Raw genomic sequence first — 11,698 nt, forward strand, 5'->3', positions numbered from 1 at the left:
GTTATCATAATGTATATTTTCACATAAAAAACATAACCTATTTCATGTCTAATCATTTTATATGTGTTTTTTTGAAGAATTTTCTTTTTATTTAAACTTTTCGTTAGACGTTTGACCTCTGATGTCCATTATGATAAGTTACTTAAGATGTTATATTTGCAGAAGTATAGACAACTGTTTTATACATTTTTTTACTATGAGGAAGGAGCATACACTGCATGAATCTTTTATGGGGAATTGGCGGCGTGATTGGAGTATTAGCAATCGCTTTCTTACTATCTTCCAACCGCAAAGCTATTAATTGGCGCACGATTTTAATCGCGCTAGCATTACAAATGTCATTTTCATTTATCGTATTACGATGGGATGCCGGAAAAGCAGGTTTAAAACACGCTGCAGATGGCGTTCAAGGATTAATTAATTTTTCTTACGAGGGAATTAAGTTCGTTGCTGGGGATTTAGTCAACGCAAAAGGACCTTGGGGATTTGTATTCGTTATTCAAGCACTACTTCCAATCGTATTTATTAGTTCATTAGTAGCAATCTTATATCATTTCGGTATTATGCAGAAATTTGTTAGTATCGTTGGTGGCGCATTAAGTAAACTTCTTGGAACTTCTAAAGCAGAAAGTTTAAACTCAGTAACAACTGTATTTTTAGGACAAACTGAAGCTCCAATCTTAATCAAACCTTACTTAGCACGTTTAACAAATAGTGAATTCTTCGCTATTATGGTAAGCGGTATGACAGCTGTTGCTGGATCAGTTCTTGTCGGCTATGCAGCAATGGGTATTCCGTTAGAACACTTATTAGCAGCAGCAATTATGGCAGCTCCATCAAGTCTATTAATTGCAAAACTAATTATGCCAGAAACAGAAAAAGTAGATAATAACGTTGAACTTTCTACAGAGCGTGAAGATGCAAACGTTATTGATGCAGCAGCACGTGGTGCATCAGAAGGTATGCAACTTGTTATTAACGTAGCAGCAATGTTAATGGCTTTCATCGCATTAATCGCTTTATTAAATGGCCTATTAGGATGGATTGGCTCTTGGTTCGATATTAAACTTAGCCTTGATTTAATCTTCGGTTACTTACTATCACCATTTGCAATTTTAATCGGGGTTTCTCCTGGTGAAGCCGTACAAGCAGCAAGCTTTATCGGTCAAAAACTTGCAATCAACGAATTTGTTGCATACGCAAACTTAGGACCACATATGGCAGAGTTCTCTGCAAAAACAAATCTAATTTTAACATTCGCAATCTGTGGATTCGCAAACTTCTCTTCTATCGCAATTCAATTAGGTGTAACAGGAACATTAGCTCCTACTCGCCGTAAACAAATTGCACAATTAGGGATTAAAGCAGTTATCGCTGGTACACTAGCTAACTTCTTAAACGCAGCAGTTGCAGGTATGATGTTCCTATAAAATAAAGCAAGTCCCCTCTTTCTAAAGAGGGGACTTTTTATTTTCTTAGTATATATTAAATACTTTATGCCGAAATATAAAAACATTATGATACAATAATTATCAAGTCTGTTTATTTTTTCTTACAAAAGAGGGATACTACTTATTGTTGCTCTCTCAAAAAGAATATAGTCATCCGGTCTATTTCTTAATAATTGCGCATACTACAAGTATCCTTGTATGAATTATCTTTAAGGAGGAAAGTTTTGTGAAAGATAACTTCTATAAAGTCCTCTCTATGTGGATTTTACAAATTTTATTTTATTTTACAACTGTACATGTAACGCAATATGAGCATGCTCTCATTTTTACAATTATATATGTAATTGTTAATGTACTATTTCTATTTTTGCCTGATAAAACTGCATTTGTTTTCTTCATATTAGGAACCATTATTTCGGTATTCTACCTGTTCTACCAAGCATGGCTTTACTTATGGAGTACATCAGAACAATGGGAATACATTATTACTCACTTCCTAATGGCAGCAAATTTCTTCATTGTATATATCTCCACTCATCTATTAAAGAAGGTTATTCATGAAAATAAAGAATTAACCGAACGTGTGAGAACGTTAGAACAATACATCGGAGAATCGAAATTATTAACAAGACAAGAATTTGAGAGACGACAAGCATTATTAATCAATGCAATGAATCGTCGTAATGAAACAGGCGTTATGATTTATTTTGATTTCACTTCCTTTAGTAAATATACGAAGGAAAGTGTTATGGACCGTGTAGCTTCCTTATTAATTGAAACGGTAAGAGCTGACTTCGACCTTGTTGCTGAGTATGATAACAACACATTAGTCACTTTATTACAAAATACAAATGAAGCGGGTGCTGATATTGTAATGAACCGTCTACAGCCTAAAATGGAAAAATGGCTTGCAGATGAGGCTATTCAAGACATCAAGATTAAACGAGAACAAATCGCTACAAAAGGACCGAAGTTATTATGATGACACTCGTTATACTTCTTTTATTCCTTCTATTTTGCGTACTCGTTTTTTGGATCAGCATCACATTTTCAATTAAGTATGTACTTATTTTTACAGCCTTTCTATTCTCTGGCTTACTCGTTTACTATTCTTTCTTAACACTCGCAGGTTTAGTTCACCGAAGTAGGAAACAAAAAGATCGTACGCTAGAACATTACCCAAGCGTCGATATTTTAATACCAGCTCACAATGAAGGCGTCGTTATTAAGGATACTTTAGAGGCGATGGCAAAGATTGAATATCCAGGCAAACTAACTGTTTATTTATTAAACGATAACTCGCAAGATGAGACACCTGAAATTGGTGACGATTTTGACAAAGCTTATGCTCATATTCGTCACATTCGTGTTCCACCTGGTGAACCAAAAGGAAAATCACGTGTATTAAACTATGGCCTTAGTATTTCAGATGGTGAATACTTCTGTGTTTATGATGCAGATAACCAGCCTGAACCACATGCATTGCGAATGCTTGTAGAACACGCTGAAACAACCGAGGATGCTGTTGGAGCTGTTGGGCATGTTCGTACTGTAAATGAAAAAAGAAACTGGCTAACACGAATGATTTCGTTAGAATTTCAAATCTTCCAGCTCCTTATGCAATCCGGACGCTGGTTACTATTCCAAACAGGTTCACTAACAGGAACAAACATGCTTCTTCGTCGCGCTGCATTAGAAGAGCTTGGCGGCTATGACCCTTATGCAATTGCTGAAGATGCTGAATTAACATTACGAATTACACAAAAAGGTTATCTCCTGCCAATCGTTCCAGAGTCAATTACATGGGAACAAGAACCTGAGCATTTAAAAATCCTTATTAAGCAGCGTACACGTTGGCTTCAAGGGAACTTGTACATTTTAGAAAAAATGTTTTCTTCATTAAGTTTCTTTAAAGGAAAACTGCTCGTCCATTCTTTACAACAAGTTTTAGTGTATGTTGTATTTTGGTTATTCTTAATCATTTCGAACGTTTGGTTTGTAATTGGGTTACTCGGGATATTCCAAATTCAATATAGCATTCCACTACTATTTATGTGGTATGTCGCATATGTTACATATGTTTCTCAATTATTTAGTGCCCAGAGTGTGGAACGAACCTTTACACCAACTAATATTTTTATTAGTGTGATCATGTACTTTACGTACGCACAGCTCTTTACGTACTTATTCATTCGTAGCTTAATTTTATACTTACGTGCAAAAAGCAAGAAACAAGTCATTGGCTGGGATAAAACTGTTCGATTCAAAAAAGATAAATAATAAAAATAAGCACAGAGCGCCGTATGCTCTGTGCTTATTTATTGCCGTATAAAATATATATCAGACAATACCCCTTAGCTGAAAGTAATTTCACGTCCATCCCCCAACGAACGATCGACCTTCATTTATATACGAAAAAGTGATTGCTATTTTTGTAGAACCAATTGCTTCTCTTGTTGCTCTTTACGCGTTTCAGTCTTAGGTTCCGTGCTTTCTTGGACACTACGATGTGCCACACGTTTCAAACAAATATGCTTCCACTTTCTTTCGTAACGTTTCATTATTCTAGATGTCCCCCTTGAATACGCTTTAAAACTATTTGAAATCGCTTACAGGAAATAATATAGCACATATATATAAACGTGACAACACATTTCCGACAATTTTTTGTCAAAAATATGAATAGAATCCGCCATATATCGAACATTGTCGAAATGTATCGATTTTTCTCCATATAAAAGGCATACTACTAATATATTGACACTCCCACGGCTAAAGCCGCAAGCTGACTAACGTCAGTGGGATTCTTGCTACCAAAGGCGACGTCTATTTCTAGTATTGCTGACGTGCAAGATTGCGGTGTGCCATCAACACTCCGTATCCAGTTCATCTAGTAGATACGGCACTCGTTCTATTACCAAACGAGTCAGATTTTGAGTTCTCAAATGTGTTTTAGCGTCTTGTACTTGACGACTCAATACATTTTACGGAGCAGAAGAATTTGTTACTCCAACCTCATATGTATTCTGTTTTCAGAGAACAAGATTGTTTTAGAGACTTTTACTTGTCTGTTATGAAAATTATACCATTTCAAATACTTGATGTGCAGAACATACTTTAGGTATTTTATCTGTACATCGCATTTGACCTCACTATCATCCCACCCCCTAAAGGGGGTACTATCGCACCGTAGTGGGCTTTCCTATTCGGAAAATCTGTAAAGTATTTTATTTCCCTTACTTGCAGTTCAAGTTCCTTCTATATAAAAAAGAGCTGATACATAATCAGCTCTTTTTCCTTCTATTATTTATGACGCTTCATACGCCCTTCTTTTTGTAACTCTTTAAATAATGCTGCCATCATAAAGAAAATAACGAAGACGAATGGGAATGCTGCAATGATAGCTGCCGTTTGTAAGGCCTCTAAGCCACCTACATATAATAAAATAGAAGCTAAGGCTGCTAAAACGATACCCCAGATCATTTTAATGCGGTTTGGCGGATTTAAACTACCATGTGTCGTTAACATTCCTAAAACGAATGTCGCTGAATCTGCAGATGTAATAAAGAATGTAGAAATAAGAAGAATAGCTAGAACAGATAAAGCCGATCCAAAGCTTCCCATCTGGTCAAACATAGCGAATAACCCTACTTCTGTTCCCATCTCTTTCACTTTTTCAAAAATATGTGCATCACCGAACAGCTCCATATGAATACCAGTTCCGCCGAAAACAGAGAACCAAAGGGCACCAATTACGGTCGGTACGAGTAACACACCGATAACAAACTCACGAATGGTACGTCCTCGTGAAACACGAGCAATAAATGTACCTACGAATGGTGACCATGCAATCCACCATGCCCAATAGAAAATTGTCCACGATTGAATCCATTGGTTTCCACCTTCATCTAATGGACTCAATCGGAAACTCATGCTTGGTAATTCCTGAATGTAAGCACCAATTGTTGAGGTGAAGTAATTCATAATAAAGTTTGTTGGACCTGCAAATAATACAATAATCATAAGTGCAAATGCCAAAATAATATTCGTATTACTTAAATATTTAATTCCTTTATCAAGACCTGTTTGCGCAGATAACATAAATAACACTGTTACGATTGCAATAATAACTAACTGAGTCGTTAATGAATTCGGGATGGATGTTAAATAACTAACACCACCGGCAATTTGTTTTGCACCAAGACCTAATGATGTTGCCACGCCAAACACAGTCGCGAAAACAGCTAACACATCAAATAAATGAGCAATACGTCCATGGTCCCCGCCTTTAAATAACGGTCCTACTGTCGCACTAATTGTACTTGCTTTTCCTTTTCTAAAAGTAAAGTAAGCAATACAAAGCGCTACAAATGCATATAGTCCCCAAGGATGTAATCCCCAATGGAAAAATGAAAAACGCAGTGCAAGACGTGCACTTTCCTCAGTTGCACTCTCTCCAAACGGAGGTGCATACAAATGGTTTAATGGTTCCGCAACGCCCCAGAAGACTAAACCGATACCCATACCAGCACTAAATAACATAGCAAACCATGTCATATAACTATAATCAGGCTCGTCATCATCTTTACCTAAACGAATAGAACCGTATTTCGAAACAATTAAAAAGATAGACACACCTAAAATAATAGAAACAGAAATAATATAGAACCATCCAAACTTACTAACTAATGCAGTTTGAATTGCGGTTGTTACATTTCCTAGGCTACCTTTTCCCATAATAGATTCGGGAATAATCCCCCAAAGTGTAAATGCAATACATAATGTTAATGAAACGATGAATGTTTTTGTCAGTTTCCTCATCAAATCCCCCTTCGTAGGTTTCACTTTTGTAAATAACATAAATTCCGATATGTAAAATCGGATAGAAAACTATGATTTTTGTGGTGTTTTTCTTACTTTCACCTTCACCAATTCGAATTCTTATGGACAGCCTTACCTTCCGTATAACCTTTTTCACTCTGCAAGAGCTATAAGATCGAAATACTGCTGTCAAATTGTGCGAGAAAAATGCGGATGGGAATATATTTCCCCAAAAAAAGGTGTGTTACAGATGTAAAAAAGGGCATTTTTCTTCCTTGCAACCCTTTCTTTTTGTAACAATTATGCGGTTTTTTTGCTAGTATATAGCACGTGTTTATAATTTCACAAATGAAATGTTTATGTTTATATAACTATATTACCCATAAAACGGTAAAATACTCAAGGAATGTAATCGTTTAGTAAACATCATGTAACACACCTGTAATATTTTTATTTACGTCGAAAACAATATGTTGTATTAAATATTTTGAATATAAGTAGAAACCTACTAATCATATAGAATGAAAAACGCTTTCCTATATTTTTTGTTATATTACAGCATGTTAACGACTTATTACGAATGGTTTGTAATTGTGTGTTTTCCCCAAATCCGAAAAAATCTGTTGCTATAATGAGGACACGAAAACAAACGCAATGGAGGCTATCATGAAAAAATTAATTGGTATAGCAACAGCAGCAGTTTTTGGTCTTGGGATTTTCACATCATCTGCTAATGCAGAAACTGTTGTAACAACAGACGTACTAAATGTACGCGAAAACCCTACTACTGAATCAAAAGTTGTCGGTAAATTACTAAACGGTAATAAAATAGATGTTCAAAATACAGAGAACGGATGGTCAAAAATCACTTTAGATGGTAAAGACGCATTCGTAAGTGCAGAGTTCACTAAAAGCATCTACTACGTAACAGCTAACGTATTAAACGTACGTGCTGAAGCGAACACAAACTCAGAAATTCTTGGGACGCTTAAGAAAGATGATATGATTGAAACAACGAACCAAGTACAAAATGAGTGGTTACAATTCGAATATAACGGAAAAACAGCTTATGTTCACGTTCCTTTCTTAACAGGTACAGCACCTGTTATTGAGAAACAAGAACAACCTGCTCCTGCTAAAGCTGTAGCACCAGCTAAAGCACCTGCAGCACAAGCAAAACAAGCTGCTAAGCCTGTTGTAAAAGCTGCTGAAACTAGCACACCTTCTGGTGGTCGTGAGTTAACAGTTGTAGCTACAGCATATACAGCTCATCCGAGCGAAAACGGTGGCACATATGGCGGCCGTGTATTAACTGCAATGGGTCATGACTTAACAGCGAACCCAAACATGAAAATGATCGCTGTTGATCCGAAAGTAATCCCATTAGGATCTAAAGTATGGGTAGAAGGTTACGGAGAAGCTATCGCTGGAGATACTGGCGGTGCAATTAAAGGTAACCGTATCGACATCCTACTTGGATCAGATAGCGCTGCTCAAAAATGGGGCCGCAAAACTGTTAAAGTGAAAATTTTAAAATAACCAATGACTGCTGAAGCCAGTTCTCCTTGTTGAGAGCTGGCTTTTATTTTTTTATAATACATATAAGGAGGTTATATCCATGAATGTACAAGCAAAAGTAGACTGGATCGGTACACCAAAACCGTATATATATAAAGATGAAGTAACATATGACGCTACTTCTATTGATTTTTCACTCGCTGGCGACGACAATCGCTATAAATTAATTGTGCTCAAGTCTGAAGAAAATACACATTACAAATTTGTCCAATATGGAGTCAAACCCGGCTCACAAAAGCCATTCCCTATCGACATTCCATTCGAACAAAATATGTTACCAATCATAGAGCAAATATTACATGATCCGTATGTACAAGCGATATTAAAAGAAACGCGCTTCTAATCGAAAAAAGACTATCTCAATCATGAGATAGTCTTTTGCATTAATGAGTTGGACCAGATACTTCCTCTGATTTCAACGTATTATTCGCTCCAAGAGAATGGTACAATATCTTTCCATTTCCATTCACAGTAACGATATGATCATTATTAAAGCTTTTGAACTTCACAGAGCCATCACCGTAACGAATATGATACTCTTCATATGTCGTTACTTTATATTTCGTAGCACTTTGACGCTCTACATTACGAATTTCCATTGTTAATAAATCTTCTGTAATTCCTTTTTTGTGTAAATACTGTATATAATCACGGTCTTCCTTGTACGATTTCCCGCTCTTATCATAATTATTTTCAATTAGGCTAAAATCATTTAATGAAATCGCACGTACATTATCATAAATATGATTTCGTACAAAGTCACCAACAGCCGAACTTGATGTTTCTTTCGGGAATTTTAAGTAATACGTGCTCTGGTCTCCGATTTTAACACTTTCAGATTTCATCACACCAAAATCAGTAGTTTTCTCTAAATGTACTTCTACTGTTTCATCTGTGGATACAGGACCAAGCTTATAACTTCCATAGCTTAATTTTCCACGTTTTTTTCCATTCACAAATACAGTTGCATCATTTTCATCAGAAGAAATGGTTACATAATTTCCTTCTAATGATAATGTCACATCCACTTTCGCCTCTTTTTCATCTGCCAAGTCCACTTCTTTTTCTGTTTCTAACTCAGTTAGTTCCGTCTTCGCTTTTGCCTTTACAACGTAAGAACCAGGGAAATATGGACCAACTTCTTTTGAAGTTTTATCACTTGATAACTCTGTCTCTTTCTTATCATTCACATATATTTCAGCGCTTTTCGCAGTTGTGCTTACATTCATATAATAAGATTTCATATTAAATTTATATTTCGGATATAAGAACCATTCTTTACCGTCTTCTATAATTTGACCATCTTTAAATGATGCTTTATCACTTGCTAGTTTTTGATCTACTGTCTCTCTTTGTAAATAAGATAGCAGTTCTTTATTATAAGAAGGATTTTCTTTTAAATAACGGATATATCCTTTAATATCGTCAACTTTCACTTTCAAACTCGGATCATCTACTTTTACAAACTCATCAATTGCATTCGCATCTTTCTTTTGGAATGCTTCAATCATAGCATTGACCTGCTTTTCTTTCGAAAACTTGCTTGCTCCAAATTTATACGCACCAAACAATATAGCAAAGATAACAACAAAGCCTATAAGTAACATTATATTTTTCTTACTTTTCACTGGCTTTATTTCTCGTTGTACTTCTGAACGAGAAGAAGTTGCCTGATCAGCAATTACATCTACCTTACTTCCACACTCGGAACAAAAGTTCAAATGATCTGCAACTTGTTTATTACATTTCCCACAAAACTTCAAATGGCTCTCCCCCTTATTTTTTCCCTAACTTCATACCGGCGAATGTTAATGCGTAAGAAAGAAGAAAACTACCTACAATTAAATACAGCGCGCTACTTTGAATAGAAAACAATGGACCGGAAATCCCAGCAAATTCTTTCATCACTTCTTTACTCCCTGAGGCCTCAACATGAATTTTGGCCAATCCATTTACACAAAGCATCATCACAGTATACACCACACTAAACACAGCGATAGTTACGTACATATTTTTCATCGGATATTGAGCCAATTTCATTCCAGCTCTAAATAGTAAAATACATGGTAATAAAATTAATAACCCCCACCAGTGCATATAGGAATTAAAGTCATCAATTTCTTTTACTCGTTGAAGATTAGCTCCGTTAGCAATTTCCAAATCTTTTAATGACGTACCATTTATTGATATTCCTGACGTATAAGATAAATGCAATGGCCCTTTTTCCATTGCGTATCTTCTCATTTCTCTATCCATATCTCCCCATTCAATTGCTGTTGGAGCAAAGTGAGCCATATTCCACATGTATGGTGTTGCTTCTAATGAAATGAATGTTTTATATGTTTTCTCTGGAAAATCAATTGGTCCCACTGACTTTGAACTGCTAAATAAAATTGTAATAAGTATAATACCAAATGTAATAAGCAATCCTTTTAATACAGTTACCACACTATAATAAATAGATGTTGCATATGGAATACTTCGACTTATAGAAGATAATAGACGGTGTGGCCCGGCTTGAATACACATACCAATAAAGGTAAATAATAAACCAAATATAATGCCATACAATAAACTACTAACATGTGAATAACCAATACTGATTGTCATCGTTTTATAGAATTGAGAAATTGTCGTAGAAGAACCTGCAATAAAGCTAACAATACACAAGAAAATTCCATATACGATACCGATGACACTCGATGTTAGTAACTTCTCACGCCAAATAGCAGAAGGGTTGCTTTTCTCTACAAAGAATCCAATTCCACCTAATATAAGTGCCGGAATTGCTAACAAGATGAACAATGGGAAATGAAGGATAAATGACATCGTATATGCTCCGCTCCCACTAACTTCAAGGCCTATTAAATGATACATTAAAATTAATGGTGCTATGCCAATGAAAGATTGATTAACAGTAGTCTCATTCAGCATACCGTCCATCTTTGTGAGCATCGTTCTCACTAGATCGTTAATCGCCGCATCGACAACTAAGCTACCAATCCAACCGGCTATAAACATACATGCAATTGCAAGCCCACCACCAAGTAAACCCTTTTTCAAAGTGCTTCCAGATGGACTTACATGCAATTGTAAACCTTCGTCTGGTAATCTCGTTTTCATTTCTTTTTTTATAATACCTAATAAGGAATCCCCGCATTTCTCACAATATGTAGCGGTCCCTTTACTTTCCACTCCACAAGTTCGGCAATACTTTGAGTCTTTCGGTGCTAACATAACTTCACTTTCTACACTACCTGTACTTGATCCATCATGTGTACAATAATTCGCTACATCCGATTGTTCTAAACCACAAGTTTTACAATACATGTTCCTCACTCCTTACTTTGCTTCATACCACAAACTGGACAGAATGTAGCCTCTGTTGCAATTTGTTCACCACATGAAGTACATGATTCATTTTCATCATTTTTTGATTGAAGGAGTAACTCATTTTCTTTCCCACACTGTCCACAAAACTTATCATTTACTGATAAGGGACCGCCACAGCTACATTGCCCTTTCTGTCCTTGATTCTGTAAATTAGCTATTTGCTTACGCGTATTATAAATAGCTACATCCAGCTCTTGTACTGGTTCTATAATATTTTTTAACACATCTACTCGAACTTCATCATTGCGGAGTTGCATATAGGCCATTTGACCAAGTTCCAGCAAAATTTCCGTTTTCGCCTGTAGTTTCTCTTGCGTAATTTTCTTTAATTGCGCAACCTCTTGAGCTACTTGTAATTTCATCTTCCCTTGCTCGATTCCCTCTTGCAATTTGTTCATACCGCTACCAAACTTCGATTGTAAATCTGACAAAACCTAATCCCTCCATAAATATAT

The 11,698-nt window shown here is 35.9% G+C and carries 10 protein-coding genes; 5 read left to right on the top strand and 5 right to left on the bottom strand.

Annotated features, from left to right (window positions below; genetic code table 11):
- Positions 1 to 218 precede the first annotated feature (218 nt).
- The 3 genes from ACTT1L_RS12675 (at position 219) to ACTT1L_RS12685 (ending at position 3,731) form a co-directional block, all read left to right on the top strand.
- Positions 219 to 1,430, top strand: a complete 1,212-nt coding sequence (locus ACTT1L_RS12675; RefSeq protein ID WP_001051025.1) for a NupC/NupG family nucleoside CNT transporter — start codon at positions 219 to 221, stop codon at positions 1,428 to 1,430.
- Positions 1,431 to 1,677: 247 nt separating this feature from the next.
- Positions 1,678 to 2,433 (top strand): dGTP triphosphohydrolase, encoded by a 756-nt coding sequence (locus ACTT1L_RS12680; protein ID WP_000654291.1) that lies wholly within the window; start codon positions 1,678 to 1,680, stop codon positions 2,431 to 2,433.
- Positions 2,430 to 3,731: a glycosyltransferase family 2 protein gene (locus ACTT1L_RS12685; RefSeq protein WP_000988770.1), complete on the top strand. Its 1,302-nt coding sequence runs from the start codon at positions 2,430 to 2,432 to the stop codon at positions 3,729 to 3,731. Before ACTT1L_RS12680 ends, ACTT1L_RS12685 begins: the two co-directional genes overlap by 4 nt.
- Positions 3,732 to 3,877: 146 nt before the next feature.
- Here ACTT1L_RS12685 and ACTT1L_RS12690 read toward each other — a convergent pair whose 3' ends face one another.
- Positions 3,878 to 4,012: a hypothetical protein gene (locus ACTT1L_RS12690; protein ID WP_000833067.1), complete on the bottom strand. Its 135-nt coding sequence runs from the start codon at positions 4,010 to 4,012 to the stop codon at positions 3,878 to 3,880.
- Between the two features lie 742 nt (positions 4,013 to 4,754).
- Complete coding sequence (gene opuD, locus ACTT1L_RS12695; protein WP_001230133.1) at positions 4,755 to 6,272, bottom strand: glycine betaine transporter OpuD; 1,518 nt, start codon at positions 6,270 to 6,272, stop codon at positions 4,755 to 4,757.
- A gap of 666 nt (positions 6,273 to 6,938) precedes the next feature.
- On the opposite strand from opuD, the gene ACTT1L_RS12700 reads away from it, so the two are divergent.
- Both ACTT1L_RS12700 and ACTT1L_RS12705 read left to right on the top strand, forming a co-directional pair.
- Positions 6,939 to 7,811 (top strand): cell wall-binding protein EntA, encoded by an 873-nt coding sequence (locus tag ACTT1L_RS12700; RefSeq protein WP_071742102.1) that lies wholly within the window; start codon positions 6,939 to 6,941, stop codon positions 7,809 to 7,811.
- Positions 7,812 to 7,890: 79 nt separating this feature from the next.
- On the top strand, positions 7,891 to 8,193 hold the full coding sequence (locus tag ACTT1L_RS12705; protein WP_001102524.1) for a DUF3910 family protein: 303 nt from the start codon (positions 7,891 to 7,893) through the stop codon (positions 8,191 to 8,193).
- A gap of 40 nt (positions 8,194 to 8,233) precedes the next feature.
- On the opposite strand, the gene ACTT1L_RS12710 is transcribed toward ACTT1L_RS12705, so the two are convergent.
- Genes ACTT1L_RS12710 through ACTT1L_RS12720 form a run of 3 tightly spaced genes read right to left on the bottom strand, consistent with a single transcriptional unit; the run spans position 8,234 to position 11,674 of the window.
- On the bottom strand, positions 8,234 to 9,613 hold the full coding sequence (locus ACTT1L_RS12710; protein WP_071742101.1) for a zinc ribbon domain-containing protein: 1,380 nt from the start codon (positions 9,611 to 9,613) through the stop codon (positions 8,234 to 8,236).
- Between the two features lie 13 nt (positions 9,614 to 9,626).
- Positions 9,627 to 11,180, bottom strand: a complete 1,554-nt coding sequence (locus ACTT1L_RS12715; protein WP_000271593.1) for a hypothetical protein — start codon at positions 11,178 to 11,180, stop codon at positions 9,627 to 9,629.
- A gap of 5 nt (positions 11,181 to 11,185) precedes the next feature.
- Complete coding sequence (locus tag ACTT1L_RS12720) at positions 11,186 to 11,674, bottom strand: zinc ribbon domain-containing protein (protein WP_001281743.1); 489 nt, start codon at positions 11,672 to 11,674, stop codon at positions 11,186 to 11,188.
- Positions 11,675 to 11,698: the final 24 nt, after the last annotated feature.

It is taken from the genome of Bacillus sp. FH, assembly GCF_052216825.1.
Classification (GTDB): Bacteria; Bacillota; Bacilli; order Bacillales; family Bacillaceae_G; genus Bacillus_A; species Bacillus_A paranthracis.

Coding starts and splice junctions, on each gene's coding strand:
- ACTT1L_RS12675 (WP_001051025.1), top strand. CDS start 219: ATGAATCTTTTATGGGGAATTGGCGGCGTGATTGGAGTATTAGCAATC.
- ACTT1L_RS12685 (WP_000988770.1), top strand. CDS start 2,430: ATGATGACACTCGTTATACTTCTTTTATTCCTTCTATTTTGCGTACTC.
- ACTT1L_RS12690 (WP_000833067.1), bottom strand. CDS start 4,012: ATGAAACGTTACGAAAGAAAGTGGAAGCATATTTGTTTGAAACGTGTG.
- opuD (WP_001230133.1), bottom strand. CDS start 6,272: ATGAGGAAACTGACAAAAACATTCATCGTTTCATTAACATTATGTATT.
- ACTT1L_RS12700 (WP_071742102.1), top strand. CDS start 6,939: ATGAAAAAATTAATTGGTATAGCAACAGCAGCAGTTTTTGGTCTTGGG.
- ACTT1L_RS12705 (WP_001102524.1), top strand. CDS start 7,891: ATGAATGTACAAGCAAAAGTAGACTGGATCGGTACACCAAAACCGTAT.
- ACTT1L_RS12715 (WP_000271593.1), bottom strand. CDS start 11,180: ATGTATTGTAAAACTTGTGGTTTAGAACAATCGGATGTAGCGAATTAT.